This window comes from Reichenbachiella sp. 5M10 (assembly GCF_002742335.1).
Lineage (GTDB): Bacteria > Bacteroidota > Bacteroidia > Cytophagales > Cyclobacteriaceae > Reichenbachiella.
Genome location: NZ_MDGR01000007.1, coordinates 4,542,813 through 4,563,441 on the forward strand (window position 1 = coordinate 4,542,813; position 20,629 = coordinate 4,563,441).

The 20,629-nt window shown below is 46.1% G+C and carries 19 protein-coding genes; 9 read left to right on the forward strand and 10 right to left on the reverse strand.

Translation table 11 applies throughout. The features are described from left to right. Window positions 1–13: 13 nt before the first annotated feature. The 6 genes from BFP72_RS18555 to BFP72_RS18580 form a co-directional block, all read right to left on the reverse strand. A complete protein-coding gene (locus BFP72_RS18555; RefSeq protein WP_143520131.1) occupies window positions 14–1,183 on the reverse strand; it encodes a DUF6089 family protein in 1,170 nt (389 codons plus the stop codon). A gap of 78 nt (window positions 1,184–1,261) precedes the next feature. Beyond that, on the reverse strand, window positions 1,262–2,134 hold the full coding sequence (locus BFP72_RS18560) for an NAD kinase (RefSeq protein ID WP_099600574.1): 873 nt from the start codon (window positions 2,132–2,134) through the stop codon (window positions 1,262–1,264). A 20-nt stretch (window positions 2,135–2,154) separates the two neighbouring features. Continuing rightward, a complete protein-coding gene (locus tag BFP72_RS18565; protein ID WP_099600575.1) occupies window positions 2,155–2,817 on the reverse strand; it encodes a CBS domain-containing protein in 663 nt (220 codons plus the stop codon). Continuing rightward, window positions 2,814–3,584, reverse strand: a complete 771-nt coding sequence (locus BFP72_RS18570; protein ID WP_099600576.1) for an alpha/beta fold hydrolase — start codon at window positions 3,582–3,584, stop codon at window positions 2,814–2,816. The genes BFP72_RS18565 and BFP72_RS18570 overlap by 4 nt, the downstream gene beginning before the upstream one ends. A 55-nt stretch (window positions 3,585–3,639) precedes the next feature. Beyond that, window positions 3,640–4,179: a CvpA family protein gene (locus BFP72_RS18575; protein WP_099600577.1), complete on the reverse strand. Its 540-nt coding sequence runs from the start codon at window positions 4,177–4,179 to the stop codon at window positions 3,640–3,642. A gap of 4 nt (window positions 4,180–4,183) precedes the next feature. Further along, window positions 4,184–4,633, reverse strand: coding sequence for a GatB/YqeY domain-containing protein (locus BFP72_RS18580; RefSeq protein WP_099600578.1), 450 nt, complete (start codon window positions 4,631–4,633; stop codon window positions 4,184–4,186). A gap of 107 nt (window positions 4,634–4,740) precedes the next feature. Here BFP72_RS18580 and BFP72_RS18585 point away from each other — a divergent pair, with 107 nt between their 5' ends. The 7 genes from BFP72_RS18585 (at window position 4,741) to BFP72_RS18615 (ending at window position 12,201) form a co-directional block, all read left to right on the forward strand. Continuing rightward, on the forward strand, window positions 4,741–5,454 hold the full coding sequence (locus BFP72_RS18585; protein ID WP_099600579.1) for a pyridoxine 5'-phosphate synthase: 714 nt from the start codon (window positions 4,741–4,743) through the stop codon (window positions 5,452–5,454). Then, window positions 5,454–6,215, forward strand: coding sequence for an alpha/beta fold hydrolase (locus BFP72_RS18590; RefSeq protein ID WP_099600580.1), 762 nt, complete (start codon window positions 5,454–5,456; stop codon window positions 6,213–6,215). Before BFP72_RS18585 ends, BFP72_RS18590 begins: the two co-directional genes overlap by 1 nt. Continuing rightward, window positions 6,212–6,916, forward strand: coding sequence for an SAM-dependent methyltransferase (locus tag BFP72_RS18595; RefSeq protein ID WP_099600581.1), 705 nt, complete (start codon window positions 6,212–6,214; stop codon window positions 6,914–6,916). Before BFP72_RS18590 ends, BFP72_RS18595 begins: the two co-directional genes overlap by 4 nt. Before the next feature lie 57 nt (window positions 6,917–6,973). After that, the gene (metK, locus tag BFP72_RS18600) at window positions 6,974–8,224 is read left to right on the forward strand and encodes a methionine adenosyltransferase (RefSeq protein ID WP_099600582.1); all 1,251 of its coding nucleotides are present in this window, start codon (window positions 6,974–6,976) and stop codon (window positions 8,222–8,224) included. 64 nt (window positions 8,225–8,288) lie between these two features. Then, entirely contained in the window at window positions 8,289–10,280 is a 1,992-nt protein-coding gene (locus tag BFP72_RS18605; protein ID WP_099600583.1) for a thioredoxin family protein, read from the forward strand. Between the two features lie 14 nt (window positions 10,281–10,294). Further along, complete coding sequence (locus BFP72_RS18610) at window positions 10,295–11,608, forward strand: peptidoglycan DD-metalloendopeptidase family protein (protein WP_099600584.1); 1,314 nt, start codon at window positions 10,295–10,297, stop codon at window positions 11,606–11,608. Between the two features lie 11 nt (window positions 11,609–11,619). Then, window positions 11,620–12,201 carry a nitroreductase gene (locus BFP72_RS18615; RefSeq protein ID WP_099600585.1) on the forward strand — a complete coding sequence of 194 codons (582 nt, stop codon included), beginning with the start codon at window positions 11,620–11,622 and terminating at the stop codon, window positions 12,199–12,201. 299 nt (window positions 12,202–12,500) lie between these two features. Here BFP72_RS18615 and BFP72_RS18620 read toward each other — a convergent pair whose 3' ends face one another. Both BFP72_RS18620 and BFP72_RS18625 read right to left on the reverse strand, forming a co-directional pair. Continuing rightward, window positions 12,501–13,211: a methyltransferase domain-containing protein gene (locus tag BFP72_RS18620; protein WP_099600586.1), complete on the reverse strand. Its 711-nt coding sequence runs from the start codon at window positions 13,209–13,211 to the stop codon at window positions 12,501–12,503. A gap of 1 nt (window position 13,212) precedes the next feature. Beyond that, window positions 13,213–14,292, reverse strand: coding sequence for a type III polyketide synthase (locus tag BFP72_RS18625; RefSeq protein ID WP_099600844.1), 1,080 nt, complete (start codon window positions 14,290–14,292; stop codon window positions 13,213–13,215). A 170-nt stretch (window positions 14,293–14,462) separates the two neighbouring features. On the opposite strand from BFP72_RS18625, the gene BFP72_RS18630 reads away from it, so the two are divergent. Continuing rightward, a complete protein-coding gene (locus tag BFP72_RS18630; protein ID WP_255397256.1) occupies window positions 14,463–15,281 on the forward strand; it encodes a UbiA family prenyltransferase in 819 nt (272 codons plus the stop codon). A 74-nt stretch (window positions 15,282–15,355) separates the two neighbouring features. Here BFP72_RS18630 and BFP72_RS18635 read toward each other — a convergent pair whose 3' ends face one another. Continuing rightward, window positions 15,356–17,941 carry a hypothetical protein gene (locus tag BFP72_RS18635; RefSeq protein WP_143520132.1) on the reverse strand — a complete coding sequence of 862 codons (2,586 nt, stop codon included), beginning with the start codon at window positions 17,939–17,941 and terminating at the stop codon, window positions 15,356–15,358. A 691-nt stretch (window positions 17,942–18,632) separates the two neighbouring features. Between BFP72_RS18635 and BFP72_RS18640 the strand changes: the two genes are divergently transcribed. Then, window positions 18,633–18,926, forward strand: a complete 294-nt coding sequence (locus tag BFP72_RS18640; protein ID WP_099600589.1) for a GIY-YIG nuclease family protein — start codon at window positions 18,633–18,635, stop codon at window positions 18,924–18,926. 605 nt (window positions 18,927–19,531) lie between these two features. Here BFP72_RS18640 and BFP72_RS18645 read toward each other — a convergent pair. Then, on the reverse strand, window positions 19,532–20,548 hold the full coding sequence (locus BFP72_RS18645; protein WP_099600590.1) for a glycosyltransferase: 1,017 nt from the start codon (window positions 20,546–20,548) through the stop codon (window positions 19,532–19,534). Between the last annotated feature and the right edge of the window lie 81 nt (window positions 20,549–20,629).

The following is a 20,629-nucleotide window of genomic DNA, read 5'->3' on the forward strand; positions in this document are numbered from 1 at the left end:
GAGTTCAGGTTTATTATCTGAATTTACCTCTCGAAGCACCTTTTTTGTCTAGAATGTACACCAATCTAATTTGGGTGGTCACCAAAAAGTCTTTGTATTTGGAGCTGGCACGATCCTGTCCAGCCACATAGTTGTAGCCGTGGGTATATGAGTTGCCACCAGTCCATCCACTTAGGTCTGCAGTATTGAGCTGTACGTTTTGTTGACCTGTGATGCCTGAGATATTTCGGTCTTTGCCTTCCATCATGGCTTTGGTTTCTGCTCCTCTTTCGGACATGGCTCTAGCCAAATAATCGTCTCCAAAATCATCGAGATCAGCATAATCACCACCTATGTCATCTAGATAATCTGTAAATAAGTATCTAAACCCAACTTCAAACTGTAAATCCCAACTTCTTGCCAGTTTGACTTTGACTCCAAGCCCAAGTGGGATTGCAAATTGAAATTTGCTGTAGGGTTTCAAATCGAGAGAGTCAGAGTACTGTCCTTCTGTTCCTAGTTTTTGTAGATCTATCCATTCACCTGGTTTGACGTCCAGTACATTGCCTGCTTGATCTACTGCTGCGTCTGCTACGCCATCTCCATCAGAATCGTAGGTGGCACCTGGCGCTTTTGCTTTGGGTGCGTGATGAAATACTGCCGCCCCAACAAACAAATAGGGGTTGATAGGAAATCGGTTTCGTGCCCCACCATTGCTTGGAATCAAGTCCACCTCAAAGCCTGCCGAAAGTTCTGTGATAGTGTTTTTGAAGTGATAGTTTCTTTGCCAACGGCCATAGTCACTTCTTTCTTCATCACTGTTTCCAGGATTGCTGTTGCCTGTAGAATAGTCTGAGGCTTTGATGTTGCCATAGTTGAAGCCTGCTCTAGCATATATGCCAGGATAAAGAACCTTGGAGGCAGTGATGCCAAACCCGTCAGGGATGAACTTGTAATTGGAGCTGAGCTTAGAGCTCGATTTAGAAATGTCTCCAAAGTAGTTGTTCATATTGATGCTTGCACCAATGGTATAGTACTTTGGATTGCCGACACCTGAGTATCCGACTTTTCCTCCTTTGTATTTTGAGTATTTTTTGCTTGTAGACCTCTTGTATCCGTATTGGTTTCGCCTCTGTGCGATACTATCTGTTGCACATAGAGCAACCAGAGCAAACAAAATTGTAAGTGTTATGCTATTTCTCATTATTTATTCAAACGACCCGTAACCACAAAACTATATAAATGCGCTGTAAATTAAACACATATATATTTCATATTTATTCTAATTCCTAATATCTAGACCCCAATTAAGTTTCTGTCTCAAGGTGTCGAAAAAGTTATACCCTTTCAGTTTGATGAGCTTGGCACAGAAGGATTCTTTCCGTACGGAGAGACTAATGGAGTTGTCCACTTTGTATGATCTAGAGTCGAGTGAAGTCAGGAATGATCTTCCTTTTCCTTCGATTTCGAAGGAAATAATGCTCGACCCTGATACGATCAAAGGGCGGACGTTGAGATTGTGTGGACTTACAGGTGTGATGATAAAACTATCTGATTGAGGCAGAACCAATGGTCCGCCTGCACTCAGGGAGTAGCCCGTGGAGCCAGTGGGAGTGGATACCATCAGTCCATCTGCCCAGTAGGTATTGACGAATTCGCCATCGATATAGCAATGGACGATGATCATCGACGAAGTGTCTCGCTTGAGTATAGCTACTTCGTTGAGTGCAAAATTCTGCCCGTTGAATATAGAATGGTTGCTATCGAGGTGGATCAACATCCGTTCGTCAAATGAAAATTCTTTGGCAAAAAAACGCCCTAAAGCAGGTTTGATATCTTTCTTGTTGATAGTTGCAAGAAACCCAAGTTTGCCCAAGTTGATGCCAAGGATAGGGGTTTCGAGACTGCCGACTTTCGAGACCGTCTCGAGGAGGGTCCCGTCACCTCCTAAACTGAAAAAGTAATCGACACTCGACAAATCTGCTTTCGATTCTATAACCTCGGGTTTTTTGCAAGTAAAGTGCTTGTGGGCTGAGTGCAATAGCTCTGGTGTGATGACTACCTCGGAGTGATTTGCTTCGATTTCTTCGATGATTTGATCGAGGTATGCGAGAGAGTCCTCTCTGTTTATTCTACCGTGTAGGGCGATGCGCATGAGTTAGATGGGGTTTGGCCTTAGACTTTGAGGTATCTCAATAAGGTGTCGAGCCGTTCTTTTTCGAATTTATCTTCTTCTCCTTTGCCGTAGATAGAACTGATTTGATAGCCAAATCGCTGGAGGGCAGAGATGATGTGAGACCCGTTTTGTAGGTTTAGTTTGAGTGTCAGGCGAATCGCTCCGCTTTCGTCCGTGTTTTCGATGAAGCTACTGAGGATTTTCCCACCTTCAGATTCTACGATTCTACCAATCTCTGACATGGAGTAATCGATCATGTTCATGGAGATGACGAGAATAGTACCAGGGCTATTGATGGCAGACATTTTGGAGAATGCTTCGACTACATCTTGAACTGTAATGCACCCGATGTATTTCTTTTCTTCATTGAGTACGGCCACTAAGTTGGAACTGGATTCGTAAGCCTTTTTGAGTACTTCATAGTAGTGCTCATTTTGGTCTACATAAAGGTGGGCACTGAGCATATGGAATTCTTCGATACGCTGTGCTCCTTCTACATGATCGAAGAGTAAGTCTTCATTGAAGATTCCAATAAACTCACCCTGATCCACGACTGGCAACTCATGAATGTGAAATTCATTCATCCAGTTTCTGGCCTTCTTTATTTTATCTGTAGGCTTTAGAGGTGGTATGGTGTAGTTTATCAAATCTCGTGCTATCATGCGCTCTTTCGTTGATTCAAAAAGTCTTCAAGGATGTCGTTGTAAGCATCTGGTCGCTCCATCATTGGTGCATGACAACACTTGTCAATGAACCGTAATGTAGAGTTTGTGAGCAGCCTATTGAACTCATGTCCGACACGTGGAGGAGTGATCGTATCGTTCAATCCCCAAATCAATAACGTATCATTTTTGATTTTGTGCAGTTCATGGGCCAAATTATTTCTTTGTGCGGATTTTGCAATCCCTACGATCCTAAGGCACATAGGCATGCTTTGCATGGTGTTGAAGATTTCATCCACATATTCTTTAGTGGCAGTTTTCGGGTCATAAAAGGTGTATTCAACCTTTTGCTTGATGAAATCGTAATTGCCTCGTTTGGGGAAGGAGCTTCCCATGGCGTTCTCGAATAACCCAGAGCTTCCCGTCAAAATCAATCGATCTACTTTGTCAGGGTGCTTGAGGACATACATGAGTGCCATATGTCCTCCAAGTGAGTTGCCCATCAGATCAAAATTGTCTAGACCTTTGTAGGCGATGAAACCTTCAAGGTATTCGATGAGTTTTCCTAACCCCGCCTCTCTCACGGGCAATTCATAGATTGGGAGCATCGGAATGATGATTTTATAGTCTTTGGAAAACTTGTCTACGACCGATTCCCAGTTGCTCAATGCACCAAACAATCCATGGAGTAGTAGCATAACCTTGCCTTCTCCCTCTTCAATAAACCGAAACTCTCCTTCTTCTTTTAAATTTGATACCTCAAGCATATCGCAAATACAAAATTTCTATAATTATATCTATAATATATTAATTTCCGATGAATCACACATTAACATCTTGTTGATTTATGAATTCTTCGGAGTGCTCAAAGAACTCCAAAAAATACGGAAACAGCCCCGAAAATAAACTAAATAATCCTGGAGCGAAGGATGATATTGGTTCAAACAAAAAACTGGTTTTTGTCAGGTCTGAATCTAGGGTTCCGCCAAAAGAATGGTAGATCCAGAAAACTATACTGATGAACAAGGCCCATTTGACAATCCCCAATAGGCTGCCAGCGATATCGTCTAGGCTACCCAATAGCGTTAGATCTAGCAGTTTTTTGACTGTTTTGCCAATCAGGTGCAGGCCAATCATGATCACCACAAAGATGATGGTGAATGAAATAATCGGCAATAAGTTGTCATAGCCATGAATATGGTCAGCAAGGACCATAATGCCCCAGTCGAGTAATTTGATACCTAAGAATATCGCTACGAAAAATGCCGCAATGGATATGATCTCCATCAGTAGGCCTTTGCGAAAACCGGTCACTGCGCCGACCAATAAAAAGACCAGTATGACTATATCGATGACGTTCAATGTATTAACTCAATAGTGACTTGACAACTGTAGAAATCGTTTTGCCGTCTGCTCGACCAGCGAGTGCTTTGGACGCTGCTCCCATCACTTTGCCCATGTCTTGAGGGCCTGCAGCTCCGACTTGCTCGATGACTTTTTGTAGTTCAATCTTAAGCTCGTCTTCTGACAATTGCTGAGGGAGGTATTGGCTGATGACATCCAGCTCGCCTTGCTCCTTGTCTGCTAGATCATCTCTTCCTTGCTCTCTAAATAGATCTATAGAGTCCTTTCTTTGTTTGGCAGCTTTCATCAAAAGCTTCATCTCAGCATCTTCGTTTATTTCTTCTTGAGCACCTTTTTCGGTTTCTGCCAAAAGGATCATTGATTTGATCGCTCTGAGGGCGGTTAGTTTTTCCTTTTCTTTGGCCAACATGGCTGCTTTGATGTCGGCATTGATTTGATCCTTGAGGCTCATGATTTATGGTTTTTAATCTCTTAAAATGTGTAATTTTGTGGCAAAATTAATTAGAAACAGTTCTAAGCCAATTCGCGGCTCAATATACTTTAGCTCATTAGATTCTTATGACAAAACTCAGTGTTAACGTAAATAAAATTGCGACAATTAGAAATGCACGTGGGGCGAATAACCCCAATTTGGTGCAAGTTGTCAAGGACTGTGAGCGCTTCGGTGCACAAGGGATCACGGTACACCCTAGGCCGGATGAGAGACATATCTCTACAGATGATGTCTATCAGATCAGTCAAGTCTGTACGACTGAATTCAATATCGAAGGGTACCCTGATGCTCGCTATTTGCGATTCATTGAGGAGGTACGTCCAGCGCAGGCGACTCTAGTGCCCGATCCCCCGGAGGCTATTACCTCCAATGCAGGCTGGGACACGGTGGCTCGGGAGTCTTTTTTGAAGGAAGTCGTCGCACAAATCAAATCTTATGGGGTCAGGGTATCGATCTTTGTAGATCCATCGGAACAGATAATCGAAGGAGCGGCCAAGGTAGGGACAGACCGAGTGGAACTGTACACGGAGCCTTATGCGTCTGGCTATCATCAAGACAAAGTAGCCGCAGTAGCGGCTTATGCACAGGCGGGGCAATTGGCCAATCAACTGGGCTTAGGGGTCAATGCAGGCCATGACCTAGATTTGGATAATCTTCGGTTTTTGAAAGAACAGTTGCCATACTTGGACGAAGTGTCGATTGGGCATGCACTCGTGTGTGATGCCTTATATTTGGGCTTGGAAAATACAATTCAGATGTACCTAAAACAGTTGAAATAATGGATTTGTTGAATTATAAGGTGCTTGGAGAGGGACAGCCCTTGATCATTATACATGGGTTTTTGGGTTCTTTGGACAATTGGTTGACTTTGGGAAAGCGGTTTGCGGAGAATTTTCAGGTATATCTGATTGATCAGCGTAACCATGGTAAATCGTTTCATTCGGAGGAATGGGGCTATGAGAAAATGGTGGAGGACTTAGAGTATTTTATCGAGGAGCTTGAGATCGAGAATCCGATTCTACTTGGGCATTCGATGGGAGGCAAGACCGTGATGCAGTACACGGCATTTTATCCCGACAAGGTGGACAAGTTGATCGTGGCGGACATTGGTCCCAAATCATATCCACCTCACCATCAGAAGATACTGGAAGGACTATCTGCCGTGCCGATTTCTGCCTTAGAATCCAGACAGCAGGCCGAAGAGGTGCTCCAGCAGTATGTCCCCGATTTGGGTACACGAACGTTTCTGATGAAGAATATACAGCGGTCGGGAGAAGGGTTTTCTTGGAAAATGAACCTACCTGTACTCAGTGAGCAGATTGAGAAGGTAGGTGAGGCGCTAAGTCACCATTTGCCAATCGAGACAGAGACTTTGTTTGTGCGAGGAGGCAATTCGAATTATATTTTGGACGAGGATTGGAGTGAAATTGAGGAGATTTTTCCTCATGCGGAGTTGGAGACCGTGGCGAACGCGGGTCACTGGCTACATGCCGAGCAACCAGACGATTTTTACAACAAGGTGATGAACTTTATAGGATGAGAGGGAAATTATATTTGATTCCGACAGTCATCGCTGATGATACTGAGGATAAGGTGCTTTCCCCACAGATCAAAGAGGTAATTCAGAGGTTGGACTATTTTTTAGTAGAAAATGTACGGACTGCACGTAGGTACATTAGTAAATTAAAATTGGGGTTGGTAATCGAGGAATTGCAGTTTGAGGTGCTTGATAAAAAGACCAAACGACCGATCATTCAGAAGTATCTAGAAGCTGTAGCTCAGGGCAAGGATGTGGGGGTGATGTCCGAATCCGGCTGTCCGGGAGTGGCAGACCCTGGAGCAGAGGCTGTGGCAGTGGCGCACCTGATGGGTATCGAAGTAGTACCGCTGACGGGTCCGTCTTCTATTTTGTTGGCTTTGATGGCGTCTGGGTTTAGTGGCCAGTCTTTTGTGTTTCACGGATATATCCCCATAGACAAGAAGGATTTGAGAATGAAAATTCAGGAAATGGAGCGTGCGGCCATACAGCAGCGGCAGACACAGATATTCATGGATACACCGTACCGGAATCAGAAACTGTTTGGAGAACTGCTACAGGCATGTAGTGGAGAGACACTACTATGTGTCGCCAAAGGAATCACAGGGCCAGAACAATATATTCGAACCCTCAAAATCAAGGAGTGGAAAAGAGAAAAGATTGACCTTCATAAGGTTCCAACTATTTTTTCGATTTACTCCTGACTTTTATTCTCATCAATTGACTTAATTTGCGAACCTAATCAAGAAAATTATTTTAGTATGCCATATTTATTTACATCTGAGTCAGTGTCTGAAGGACACCCAGATAAAGTAGCCGATCAGATTTCGGACTCTCTTTTAGATCATTTTTTGGCTTTTGACAATCAGTCAAAAGTAGCATGTGAAACTTTAGTAACTACTGGCTTGACGGTGTTGAGTGGCGAAGTGAAGACCAACTCGTACGTCGATGTACAGCAAGTGGCCAGAGACGTCATCAACAAAATCGGATACACTAAGGGCGAGTACCAGTTTGACGGCAATAGTTGTGGGGTGATTTCTGCGATTCATGAGCAGTCTCCAGATATCAATCAAGGAGTAGAGCGAGCAAGCGAAGAGGAGCAAGGAGCAGGAGATCAAGGTATGATGTTTGGGTATGCGACGAGTGAAACGGAAAACTACATGCCGTTGGCCTTGGATCTTTCGCACATGCTGTTGCAAGAGTTGGCCTTGCTAAGAAGAGAAAACAAAGAAATAGGTTACCTCAGACCAGATGCTAAATCTCAAGTGACCATCGAATACAGTGATGACAATAAGCCCGTGCGAATCGATGCGATCGTAGTGTCTACACAGCACGATGATTTTGCGGGAGAGGCTGAGATGTTGGACAAAATCAAAAAGGATATCGTTGGAATCTTGATACCACGTGTGATTGCGAGGTTGAAGCCTGAGATCGCAGCGTTGTTCAACGATGATATCAAATACCACATCAACCCGACAGGAAAATTTGTGATCGGTGGACCTCATGGTGACACAGGATTGACAGGACGAAAAATCATCGTCGATACCTACGGAGGAAAAGGTGCACATGGTGGAGGAGCTTTCTCAGGAAAGGATCCCTCGAAAGTGGATCGATCAGCGGCCTACGCGACTCGTCACATTGCCAAAAACCTCGTAGCTGCTGGTGTAGCGGATGAGATACTGGTACAGGTATCGTATGCGATCGGTGTGGCTGAGCCGATGGGTATTTTTGTCAATACCTATGGTAGTGCGAAAGTAGACCTCAATGATGGCCAGATCGCAGCGAAGATTTCAGAGATATTTGACATGAAGCCTGCAGCTCTGATCAAGCGTCTTAAGCTGATGAACCCGATCTATTCGGAGACGGCAGCCTATGGTCATATGGGTAGAACCCCAGAGGTGAAAACAGTCGCGTTCAATAGCCCAGCAGGAGCGATTGAGCAAGAAGTAGAAACTTTCACTTGGGAGAAGCTGGATTATGTAGACCAAGTGAAAGCAGCTTTCGGAATATAATTTCCATTGGGGAAACTTTTTCTCCTAATTTGCGATTAGTAGGCTGAGTTAGCAATCACTAATTATGAAGAAATTAATCGCATTTACATTTACAATATTATTATTACAAAGTGTCCAAGGACTCGCGCAGATACTCAAGCCTGCCAAGTGGTCTTTGGACATTTCTGTTTCTGAGCCTGCCATAGGCCAAGAAGTGGATTTGATTTTCGAGGTGAAAATCGACGATCAATGGTATCTCTATTCCTCCGATTTTGATCCTGATTTGGGCCCGATGGTGACAACTTTCGAGTTTGAGCCAGACATGAGTTATGAGCTGGTCGGAGAGCTCGTTCCAGTAAATCCCCAAAAGAAATACGACTCCCTTTGGGAAGGGGAGTATACTTATTTTAAGAAAACGGCACAGTTTAAACAGACCATCAAAGTGGTGGAGGAGAATCCAGTAGTGACGGGTAGTTATTCGTATCAGGTCTGTACGGATGTGGACGGAAAATGCATTCCCTTTGAAGATGATTTTGATTTTGCCCCTCTGCTCGGGTCGAAAACCATAGTCGAGGTAGCTACAACTACTGAATCAAAATCTCCAGACTCAGAGGTTAAGGAGGGCTTGCTTTCGCAGCGCAGTAGCAATGATCCTTATAGTCTCTGGGGTTTTATGATTGCCGCATTTTTGGCTGGATTGGCTGCTATTTTTACGCCGTGTGTGTTTCCGATGATCCCGATGACAGTGTCTTTTTTTACAGGGGGCTCTGGTGCCAAGTGGAAGGGCGTGTTTTATGGACTATCGATCATCTTGATCTATACTGTCATCGGTTCGGTGATTGCGCCATTTATGGGAGCCGAGACGGCCAATGAACTTGCCACCAACTGGATTCCCAATGTGATCTTTTTTGCAGTCTTTGTTTTGTTTGCTCTTTCCTTTTTGGGACTATTTGAGATTACCTTGCCCAACAAATTTGTGAACAACATCGACAAGCAATCTGACAAAGGCGGTTTGATCGGCATTTTCTTCATGGCCTTTACCCTAGTAGTGGTGTCTTTTTCTTGTACTGGACCACTCGTCGGTACGATATTGGTCGAGTCAGCGGGGGGGCAGATTCTCAAACCTATCTTGGGAATGTTCGCTTTTTCTCTTGCTTTCGCTTTGCCATTCACTGTTTTTGCTTTGTTTCCGAGTTTGCTCAACAACCTGCCTAAGTCTGGAGGTTGGTTGAATAGTGTCAAGGTCGTTCTTGGTTTGCTAGAGCTGGCGTTTGCCTTCAAATTTCTCAGTATTGCCGACCAGGCGTATCACTGGCATATTCTAGATAGAGAAGTCTACTTGGCCATCTGGATTGTGATTTTCGCGATACTCGGGTTTTATTTATTAGGCAAGATTCGTTTTCCCCACGACTCACCGTCAGATAAGACGTCTATCGGTGGTTTAGTATTGGCTATCGCTACCTTTTCCTTTGTTGTCTATCTGATTCCGGGGATGTTTGGTGCTCCACTCAAGGCCTTGGCGGGGTATTTGCCACCACAGAGTTCGCAGGATTTCAACTTGAGTGCGGTCGCGAGTGGGCCCGTCGAAAGTACGATTTGTGAAGTGCCCAAGTATGCAGATGATTTGCATTTCCCACACGGGATACAAGGTTACTTTGATTACGACCAAGCATTGGCATGCGCCAAACAGCAAAACAAGCCAGTATTTATTGATTTTACTGGGCATGGCTGTGTCAACTGTCGTGAAATGGAAGCCCGTGTGTGGTCCGACCCACAAGTGCTCCAGCGTCTCAATGAGGATTTTGTAATGTTGGCGTTGTATGTCGATGACAAGACAGATCTGCCTGAGTCCGAATGGGTCAAGTCGAGCTACGATGGCAAGATGAAGAAGACGATAGGTAAGAAAAATGCTGATTTTCAGATCAGTAGATTCAATAACAACGCTCAGCCATATTATGTTATCTTGGATACAAATGGTGAATTATTGATTCCTGCCAAAGCCTATGACTTAAATGTTGCTAGTTTTGTAGAGTTTTTAGATCGAGGGAAGCTGGCCTTTGGGCAAGTGACCAAGTAGCAGCACAACATTAGATGGCGAAAAAGAAGGGACGAAAAAGAATACTGTCGGTCGGCGTACTGGCGGTAGCATTGATAGGAGTACATTTTTTTATACTAGAGCAAGACCAAGATCAGGTGGAGCAAGTGATCGTGGAGGATACCGTGACGGTAGCGGCTCCCGTCTATGTGCCCAACTACTATTATGGGATTGTGATTGATTCTTTGCATGTCTTTGAGGGGCAGATCCAGCGCAATGAGACGCTGGCAGATATCCTCACGGCATACAACGTGCCCTATGAGAAGATCAATGAAGCAGCCAAAAACTCCAAATCAGTATTTGATGTACGGAAGTTCGGGGTGCGCAAGCCCTATACCGTATTGTACTCCGGAGACAGTATCAAGCAAGCGACACATTTTATCTACAAGCCCAATGCAATAGATTTTGTTGTATTTGAACTGAGAGATTCCGTAGGGATCTATCAGAGTTCGCGTGAGATTCGCTATGTTGAGAAAGAACTCGCAGGGGATATTCAGACCTCTCTCTATATCGATATGCTCAATCAAGGAGGGGACGTGGACTTGGTCAACAACTTGGCAGAAGTGTTTGGTTGGCAAGTGGATTTCTTTGGGGTGCAAAAAGGAGATCACTACAAAATCATCTATGATGAGCGCTATGTGGATGACGAATACATCGGATCTGGCAAAATCAAAGCTGCGTATTTCAATCACATCAATGAGCCCTACTATGGTATTTATTTTGATCAAGGTGATGGGCAGGATTATTTTGACCCGAAAGGGGAAAGTCTACGTCGAGAGTTTCTCAAGGCTCCTTTGACTTTCACGCGGATTAGTTCGCGCTACTCGGGGCGTAGGTATCATCCGGTGCAGAAGCGCTTCAAAGCACATCTCGGTACGGACTATGCTGCTCCACGCGGTACGCCGATCTTTGCGGCGGCAGACGGGACAGTGACCGAAGCGAGATACAAGTCCAACAACGGAAACTACGTCAAGATCAAGCACAATGGCAATATCTCGACGCAGTACCTCCATATGTCTAAAATCGCCACAGGAATGAGACCTGGCAAGAAAGTCAAGCGTGGGGAAACCATCGGTTTTGTAGGGTCTACGGGTCTAGCGACTGGCCCACATTTGTGCTATCGTTTTTGGAAGAACGGCGTACAGGTAGACGCTCTCAAAGTGGATTTGCCGCCATCTGAGCCAATCGATTCTCTGCACAGAGCGGAGTTTGACTCGCTCTCGCAGGTCTATGTGGCTAGGCTGGATCGTATGGCTATTCCCGTGGATAGCGTACACGAAGAACTGACGGCCGAACTGGTTCAACATTAAAAAGGAGTCTTATGAAATTCGATGCAGTGGAGGTAAGCAAATTGCTTCAAAACAGGAGGTCCATATTCCCCAAGCAGTACTCGGGTGAGCGTGTGTCTGATGAGGTCATCGCCGAGATGCTCGAAAATGCGAATTGGGCACCGACCTATAAAAAGACAGAGCCTTGGCGATTCAAGGTGTTTTGTGACGAGGGGTTGAAAACACTAGGGGATCTACAGGTAGCAGCGGTCGAAAAAGCCGAGGGAAAGAAAGTAGACAAGGACAAAATCAAGAAGCTCCGAAACAAACCTTTGGAGTGTTCGCATGTCATCGCGATCGGTATGAAACGCAACAAGTCCATCCGTAAGGTGGAGGAAATTTGTGCGGTAGCTGCCGCGGTACAAAATATGCATCTCACTGCGACTGCACATGGGATAGGTTGCTATTGGTCGACAGGCGGTGTGACATTCCTCGAAGAGGCCAAGCCTTTCTTTGGCCTAGGAAAAAAGGATCTGCTTTTAGGGTTCTTATACATCGGCATGCCCGCCAAAGACAAATGGCCAACCAGCAAGCGCAAACCTATCGACAAAAAAGTAGACTGGATCAGGGAGTAACCCTTAGGTAAAAACGCAAACCCTTTTGCCTGAGGAAGGTAGCTATGTAAAGAAAATCGAGAAATCTTCACCTATGAAGTGCTCTATAGATGCGTTTCCTTCATATTCTGATGTAGAAACTAAGCGTGTTTTAAAAGCTTTGCCGAAGGCTCATCGACCGCTAGTGGAACTAAAGGGAGTCGCCCAAGCTATTTCAAACCAAGCTGTTTTGCTAAACACTTTGTCCTAGCAAGAAACAAAGGGTAGTTCTGCGATTGAGAATACTGTGACGACTCACGATGAGTTTGTAAAGTAAGCTATTACTCCTTCCAAATGATCACTTCCCATCGAAATGCCCATTTCCATTTTAATGTGTAATTGCTGATCTCGGCTTGCTGAAGGCAGTTTTTGAGCTCTCGGCGAGTGAACGATCGGGCGACTGAGAGCACACTGTCGTAGCGTACCATTTCGGAGCGAGACCATGCGGTGAGTAGCCATTTGGTGAAGTAGTAGGAGATAGGGTGACGGTGAAGGTCGTTGATGACTATGCCAGTGGAGACTTGCTCGTAGAGTCGGCGCAGGAGGTTGACAAGTTCCTTTTCACGGAAGTGGTGCAAAAACAAGCTGCAATGTGCGATATCATAACTCTGTGACTGGAACTCTTCGCCAAAGACATCCAATGCCTCGAAATGGATGTCTGAATGGTTCACCGTATTTTGTTTGGCGTAGGTGATGATGTGTGGGTTGGCATCTATACCTGTCAAGGTCATGGGGAGCTTTTTTTTGTGGGACCATCCTTCGATGACTTTGAGCGTATCTCCTCCACCACAGCCTAGATCGACGAGACTATAGGCTAGCTTGGGTTTGAGCTGTGTGAGTGTATGGATACCGCGAAGAGAAAGTGCCGTGCCTCCGAGGTAGGTGTTGATACTGTGGAGCTCGCGTAGCGTTTGGTGTACGACCTCTCCTTGACAGGCAAAATCGTCCATCAATTCTTCTTGTTGTGATCGCTGCTTGAGAAATCTGAACATATCAATGCGACTTGAATAAGATGCTTTCCATGGTGAGTCCAGGGCCAAAGGCGAAAGAGAGTATGTTTTGACCGGTTTGCTGTTCTTGGAGTACGCGCTGCAGGACAAATAGAATGGTCGGTGAAGACATGTTGCCATAGTACCTGAGCACATCGTAGGCGTGTCTATTGTCTGTTTTGCTCAGTCCGAGCTCATGCTCGATGGCTTCTAGTATTTTTTTGCCACCAGGGTGGATGGCGTAGGTGTCGATCTGTGAGAGGTCGAGGTTGGTTTGTGCGAGGAGCTGAGTAGTGAGCTCGTGGATGCCGCTTTTGATGATATCGGGTACATAGGAGGTGAGTGCCATTTCGAATCCAAAATCTCCAATATGCCAAGCCATGTCGTTTTTGCCGCTGATGGCGAGCTGGCTAGAGTTGGAGACGATCTGTAGTGCATGCTTTTGAGGCTCGGATTGTACGACGACTGCTGCTGCACCATCCGAAAACAAGCTATGAGCCAGTAGATTGTCTTCGTTGTGGTTGGACTGGAGATGGATGGTACAGAGTTCTACACAGACGATGAGGACTTTGGCTTCTTGGCTACCACAGATGAGTTTGGCTAGACCGAGGGCATTCATGGCGGCATAGCAACCCATGAAGTTGATGCTGGTGCGGTTGATGTTTGGGCTGAGGTTGAGTGTTTTGATGAGGTCTACATCGAGCCCAGGGGCATACATCCCTGTGCAGCTGACAGTGATCAAGTGTGTGAAGGAAGAGAGCTTGTGCCCGTTGAGGCAATTGGTGATGGCTGAGATGGAGAGCGGGACGGCTTGTTGACGGTAGAGCTTCATGCGGGTACTCGTGCTCGGGAAGGGTTGGAGGTCTGGCGTGTTTTCAAAAAACTTGAAATTTCCGTTGTGATGCTTGTAGTCATCGAGGACAGAATAGCGTTCGGAGATCCCTGTGGCACGGTAGAGCATTCGGAGTTTGCGTTGCTCATCCTCACTGAGGGGTAGATTGGCACACATGAAGTTGGCAATGTCTTCTTGTTTGTATTTGTTGTCTGGGTTGGCTGTGCCTATGGAGGTGATGTATGCGCTCATTTGTTGGGGTTTGTGAAAAACTGTGAACTGCATTGCCAATACAGTTAGGGGATGGAAAATAATTATTATTTATGCCTTTCACTATTTTCACTTGACATATAAGTGTGTAATTTCCAAAAATGACCAAATCTACATTTTTACATCTTCGTTTCCCCTTTTCATTCTTTTTGATGCCGGTTTTCGCTTTTGCGTTGGCAGTGACGGGAGTGAATGCATGGCAGCCGGTGGTACTTGTTTTTGTGGTGTTGCACCTGTTGCTTTATCCTGCTAGCAATGGTTACAATTCTTATTTTGACAAGGACGAAGGGAGTATTGGTGGACTCAAGACCCCTCCCAAAACCAGTCTGGAGTTGTATTGGTGGGCGGTAGCTATGGATGGGCTGGCGATGATACTTGGGGCTTTGTTGTCGTGGAGGTTTGTGGTGATGCTCCTGATGTATGGGCTGGTGTCCAAAGCCTACAGTCATCCGTCTATTCGTCTCAAAGCTATGCCGATCGTTGGCTGGTTGGCAACAGGTATTTTTCAGGGATACTTCACATTTATGATGGTCGTGGTGGGGCTTTGTCAGGTGGATTTGGTAGCATTGGGACGCTGGGAGTGGCAAGTGCCTGCGGTACTGAGTTCACTGCTACTGATGGGCAGCTACCCCATGACGCAGGTCTATCAGCACGAGGAGGATGCGAAGCGTGGAGACCGTACGATTAGCCTCATGTTAGGCAGGCGAGGTACCTTCCACTTCACTGGCGTGTTTTTCTTCTTTTCGAATATGGGCTTTCTGGCCTACTTCTATCTCTACTTCGATTGGAGGATCGCGGTAGCCTTTCAGGTGAGTCTACTCCCTGTCATGGCTTATTTTTTCAGCTGGTACCTCAAGGTCAGAAAAGACCCCTCCCAGGCCAACTACCAACGCACGATGCATCTGAACCTGATCTCGGCGCTTTTTCTCAATCTGTTCTTTTGGGGGTGGTACCTGATGGGGCAAGGGTAAACTATCGTCACCTCAAAAGGTAAGTCCCTGTATCAAATGTCCACAGGGACACATGATACAGGGAGAGAGATTTCTTAATGTCTTATAATCGTACCAAAACTAGAATAGCCAGGGTTCACGAATTTTACCACAAACGTACCCGAGTGGTGATTGCTCAAAACGTCATTGATTTGCATCAGGGCTTGCTGGGGTGATACACCTGATAGCTGAAGCAAAAGGCTGCCTGTGATATCAACAAGCAAAACACTATACAGCCCTTCTGGCAAACCATCGATTGCAATTTCCTGACTGGATGGGTTGGGATAAAAATTTAGGCGCTTTAGAAGGGTTGTTGTTTTGGATTTGGTCACGTGGACAGTCGGACTAAAATCATACTTCCCATCAAAGTCTACTTGTTTCAACCTATAGTAGGCAGAATTCCCAAAATCAGAGTCGACAAATTGATAGCTGCTGGCGATATTGATATTTCCATTGCCTTTTACAAATCCGATCTCCTCAAAATTTTGTCCGTCTATGCTCTTTTCAACATAGAAACCATCGTTTGAAATCTCAGAGCCCGTACGCCACTTGAGTAGCACATCTTTTTCATCATTATCAAGTGATGCGGTAAAAGAAACCCAATCTACTGGAAGTGACCCCTCGGTCGTATTGATAGCTCCTCCATTTTCGATGACCACATTGTCAGGCAAATCATCCAGGTTTCCTGGGGTGTCATTGTCAATAGATTCCGTGTCTATTTGTCCACCGTCTACGATCAGAGAACCAGAGGAAGTCTCTCCGATATCAATGTTGTTGCCCACTTCGAGCACTCCATTTACTATGACAGTACCAGCCTCATCTATTCTGAGCTCATCATCTATGACAAATGTGCCTCCATCCAGGATAGTAAGGGTAGATCCCGTCATCACATCTGCACCGCCATCTTCTACTATGACTGTGCCGCCCACTACTGTAAACGTCACTCCCGTCTCTAGATCAAACTCTCCATCTTGTCCATCTCCATCCAGCGTAAGGGTGCCACTCACCCAGCAGACATCTGCTTCTATTCTGACTGTATTGCCTATGTCGAGATAGCAATCTCCACAAAAGGTGCCTCCATTACTCAGGTCGTTTTCGTTGATAGGACAGCTATTTTCGGTGCATACGGTGGACTCGTCACAACTATCGTCTGCTACCGCCTCGCAAGTGTCCCCTCCAGCACAACCTGAAAATGTCCCTCCATCTCCGTCATCAAAATCGCCATCTACGTTGATGGTACCTGTACCAGTGATGGTGCTGCCAGGATCAGAACTCTCAAAGTCGACATCATCATCTACATTGAGGGTACCGTCTACTATCACCGTGGCAGGCCCGTCATTTTCTAGGTCTCCTCCGTTGATGATGTTGACAGTGCCGCCCTCTTGTACGACCAATACGGCTCCATCTGACATGTCTATGTCTTGCCCAGATGTAAGCGTGCCGCCATCCCTCACGACGACTGTTCCTTCATCTATTTCTACCCCTGTGCCACCGTTGCTGCCGGTAGTTACAGTCCCGCTGATGTCTACCTTGCCATCTGCATCTACTACCAATTCTTCGTCTACTTCGAAGATCGCCCCTGACAGTACCAGTAGCGTGCCCTCCTGCACTTCCACATCTCCGTCCTCTATGGCGATAGAGCCTCCTACGACGGTCAACGTGGCTTCATCGACTATATTGAGATCTCCGTCTTCTATCACTAGATTGCCACTGACCCAGCAGACATCGTTTTCTATAGAAATATCATCGTCTATCGTACAATTGCCGCAAAATACGCCACCGGCCTCCAATTCAGCCGCTGTAGGGCATCCACTCGGCGTACATGCTGTGCCTTCGCCACAGGTATAGGCTGGCTCTTCTGCTTCGCAGGCCCCCCCACTTCCGTCACAATTTGAGAATTCCCCATTTTCCTCATCTGTAAAATCATTCTCCACGGTGATGGTCCCCGAACCTGTCAAAATGCTTGAGGGGTCAGTATCCTCTATGACTACATCGTCAGCTACTGTCAGTGTACCATTGACAATGATGGTGGCCTGTGCCCCGTCATCATTGTCCTCGTTATCGTTTCCATCATTATTGCTCAAATCTCTATTTGCATCGGCACTGCCTCCCTCGTCAATCCTGAGTACACCATCGCCATATACATCGATGTTGTCTCCAGATTCTAGGCTGCCGCCATTCTTTACTACGACTCTCCCTCCGTCTATTTCTATATCATCACCTGTCACAAAGTCCCCAGATATCGATACATCGCCAGTATCTTCTATGTAGGCAAAGTCGGCTACCTCCATAGAAGAGCCAGCTTCCAATTCTAAATCACCAGACACAAAAATGTCGCGACCATTGTCAAGAACCTCTACCGCACCGCCGGACTCTACGGTGAGCGTGCCTCCATCTTCTATATAAAGATCTCCGTCATCCAGATCCAGTGTTGCCCCGTCTTGGATGGTGATGCTGCCATTATTCTCAATAATCACATCTCCGTCACCTCCATTGATGGTCAGCCTTCCGCTCGTCCAAATTACCGCACCGGTAATCTCTATTTCATCACCGACGTTTACCGTGCAGTCCCCACTAAAAACACCCCCATTGGCCAAATCGTTTTTAGTGGGACACTGAGCAAACAGAGCGCTTGATGTCAAGCAGATAAAACAAATCAGGCTGATTGTATGCCTGAAGAAAGAAAAGAATGAAATTCTCATAGTTATGTTGAGTATAAATTTGTTTAGCACAATAGATCAACCATCCACCAATGTATGGGCAATAGTAGATACTTTACGTCCCTTACTGAGGGACATTGGCTAGTCTTCAAATCCAGTAAAATTTTCTAATAAAAACAATGATTGAATGCAACTGTGGAAGGGGAAGCATCTTAATCAATCATTCGAATACGGGAGGACAAATATAGGGTTTCTTCTAGAAATTTGGCTCCTGTATAATATGCTTTTAACGCATGTTAATGCATAAGTAATTTGGGGGTAACGCACATAAATCTCTCCTGCCGTCGAGATGACATGATAGGCTAGCCTTGATTCTAGAGATTGTATGATTAGTAGATTGGATTGTTGAAGGGGCTAGGAGTTTCGGGATAAGTAATTCCCTTCCTCAATATCCTAGTAAGCCCCCAAAAATCACCGTCACTCTGACAGAGTAGAGAGGGCGTGAGTCCTGCGCTACGACGAGGAGTCTCATGCTCTGTTGGCAGAGTGGATTGGAAAGTGCAGTGCTATCCGAGCGAGATTTATCGTCGCGTGCTTGCCCATGGGACAATCATGCTCTGTCGAAATGACGAGGGTACTTTGTTCGATCTGCCATTCTCGATATCTTTCATGGATGATTCATGGAGGGGCAGTTTATTTTATGACCAATTCGCGCCACACTGTACTGTACATAGGTGTGACATCAAATCTGATTGCTCGGGTACAGAAGCACAAAGGCAAGCTTTATCCCAAGAGCTTTACCGCTCGGTACAATGCCTTTAAACTGGTCTATTTCGAGGGCTTTCATAGCATAGAGGAGGCCATCGCTCGCGAAAAACAAATCAAGAAATACCGCAGAGAAAAGAAGGATGCTTTAGTCAACGAAATGAACCCTGAGTGGAAGGATTTGTTCGATGCGTTAGAATAATCTTTTCATCACAGTCCGAAAATACCACCGTCACTCCGAGAGAGTAGATGGGACGTGAGTCCTGCGCTACGACGAGGAGTCTCATGCTCTGGTGGCAGAGTGGATTGGAAAGTGCAGTGCTAGCCGAGCGAGATTTCTCGTCGCGTGCTTGCCCATGGGACAATCATGCTCTGTCGAAATGACGAGGGCACTTTGTTCGATCTGCCATTCTCGACATCTATCATGGTACCTCTCCTACCGTCGAGATGTCATGATAGGCTAGCCTTGATTCTAGAGATTGTGTGATTAGTAGATTGGATTGCTGAAGGGGATAGGAAGTGAATTTCCTCTCTAGATTTACGATCTCAAAGCACCTCATAAAGCGACATCAAATAGCCCTCAAAACAAACACGTGTGTTCGGTCTTCCAATCACGTGTGTTCGACCTTCCAATCACGTGTGTTTGGGGCTCGGAACACGTGTGTTTGATCGAGCAAACACACGTGATCGAAAAAGGAGGGATGAAAACCGCCTTCAAGCCTTGTAAGGAGGGTTTTTGCTGAGCTGGGATTCTCGATCGAGTCTTGCTGATAGAGCAACTATGCTTTGTCTACGTGACCAGACCGGTCAAGCAAAAAACCAATAGTCCTTCACTGGTTTTTTGCCCCAAGCGTTCAATGTCTCCTTGATTTCTTTTTTGCCGTCAGGCGAAGATACGACGATCATAATTTGGGGATTGTCGAGGGAGGGGATCACGTCGTAGTGCTCCATGCGCACCTCGTAGACGTCCTTGCCGATCTTGCGTTCATTGTCACACACCCAGTGAAAAGTGTCCTGATTTTGGATCAATATCTTGGCCATGTCCTTGCCGTTGCGTCCTGCCCCCCAGAGCACGAGTGGACGTGACGTGTCTCTGTCTAGTTCGTAGAAGTAGCGGGTCTTGAGGTCGAAGTAGCGGTTGTCTTTGTACTCGTCCCATGTCCGTGAGATGCGGTTGGAGCGGTCTCGCCAGTGGTGGAGTACCACATCGATCCCGATGACTTTGAGTTTGGCACGGTAGAAGCGAAAACACAGGTCATAGTCCTCTGGGTAGACGATCGGGTCAAATGCCCCCACGTGATCAAAGTCGTCGCGGTGGATGATCCAGGAGTGGGAGGGGATCACACATTCTTTGTAGATCTCTTCGTAGTGCGCAGAGCGACGGGCGATATCGTTGAGCCAGATTTCGTAGCGACGAAAACCATCTCCGACTTCTCCCTCGTCTACGAAGTGCTCCGTGCCCCCGCCGATGACGTGCCCCTTGCCGTATTTGTTCCATTCTTGGACGAGTACGTCCAGTTTGTAGTCGGGCATCTTGTCGTCCGAGTCCATGCGGTTGATCAGCGAGCCTTTGGCCTGAGCGTATGCGACTTGGAGGGTGGGGATCAGCTTGGGTCTGTCGCTATCGAATACACGGATGCGGCTGTCTTGTGCTGCGTAGGCTTGTAGTATCGCGGGGGTATCGTCTGTGCTGTGGTCGTTGACGGCTATGAGTTCCCAGTGGGGGTAGGTCTGGGCGATGATCGAGTCGATGCAGGCGTGGAGGTAGGGAGCGGTGTCTTTGACCGCCATGATGATGCTGACGAGGGGTGTTTCTTCTTTCATGTGCACTGTGATCTGAGCACAATATTAGGGGAGAATGATGGGAATGCTAAGCCAGAAATGAAAATTGGGTGAGATCCGTCT

What these genes read in the sequence shown, in the direction of transcription:
- BFP72_RS18555 (WP_143520131.1), bottom strand. Translation starts at nt 1,183, where the DNA reads ATGAGAAATAGCATAACACTTACAATTTTGTTTGCTCTGGTTGCTCTA.
- BFP72_RS18560 (WP_099600574.1), bottom strand. Translation starts at nt 2,134, where the DNA reads ATGCGCATCGCCCTACACGGTAGAATAAACAGAGAGGACTCTCTCGCA.
- BFP72_RS18565 (WP_099600575.1), bottom strand. Translation starts at nt 2,817, where the DNA reads ATGATAGCACGAGATTTGATAAACTACACCATACCACCTCTAAAGCCT.
- BFP72_RS18570 (WP_099600576.1), bottom strand. Translation starts at nt 3,584, where the DNA reads ATGCTTGAGGTATCAAATTTAAAAGAAGAAGGAGAGTTTCGGTTTATT.
- BFP72_RS18580 (WP_099600578.1), bottom strand. Translation starts at nt 4,633, where the DNA reads ATGAGCCTCAAGGATCAAATCAATGCCGACATCAAAGCAGCCATGTTG.
- BFP72_RS18585 (WP_099600579.1), top strand. Translation starts at nt 4,741, where the DNA reads ATGACAAAACTCAGTGTTAACGTAAATAAAATTGCGACAATTAGAAAT.
- BFP72_RS18590 (WP_099600580.1), top strand. Translation starts at nt 5,454, where the DNA reads ATGGATTTGTTGAATTATAAGGTGCTTGGAGAGGGACAGCCCTTGATC.
- BFP72_RS18595 (WP_099600581.1), top strand. Translation starts at nt 6,212, where the DNA reads ATGAGAGGGAAATTATATTTGATTCCGACAGTCATCGCTGATGATACT.
- metK (WP_099600582.1), top strand. Translation starts at nt 6,974, where the DNA reads ATGCCATATTTATTTACATCTGAGTCAGTGTCTGAAGGACACCCAGAT.
- BFP72_RS18605 (WP_099600583.1), top strand. Translation starts at nt 8,289, where the DNA reads ATGAAGAAATTAATCGCATTTACATTTACAATATTATTATTACAAAGT.
- BFP72_RS18610 (WP_099600584.1), top strand. Translation starts at nt 10,295, where the DNA reads ATGGCGAAAAAGAAGGGACGAAAAAGAATACTGTCGGTCGGCGTACTG.
- BFP72_RS18615 (WP_099600585.1), top strand. Translation starts at nt 11,620, where the DNA reads ATGAAATTCGATGCAGTGGAGGTAAGCAAATTGCTTCAAAACAGGAGG.
- BFP72_RS18620 (WP_099600586.1), bottom strand. Translation starts at nt 13,211, where the DNA reads ATGTTCAGATTTCTCAAGCAGCGATCACAACAAGAAGAATTGATGGAC.
- BFP72_RS18625 (WP_099600844.1), bottom strand. Translation starts at nt 14,292, where the DNA reads ATGAGCGCATACATCACCTCCATAGGCACAGCCAACCCAGACAACAAA.
- BFP72_RS18630 (WP_255397256.1), top strand. Translation starts at nt 14,463, where the DNA reads ATGCCGGTTTTCGCTTTTGCGTTGGCAGTGACGGGAGTGAATGCATGG.
- BFP72_RS18640 (WP_099600589.1), top strand. Translation starts at nt 18,633, where the DNA reads ATGATTCATGGAGGGGCAGTTTATTTTATGACCAATTCGCGCCACACT.
- BFP72_RS18645 (WP_099600590.1), bottom strand. Translation starts at nt 20,548, where the DNA reads ATGAAAGAAGAAACACCCCTCGTCAGCATCATCATGGCGGTCAAAGAC.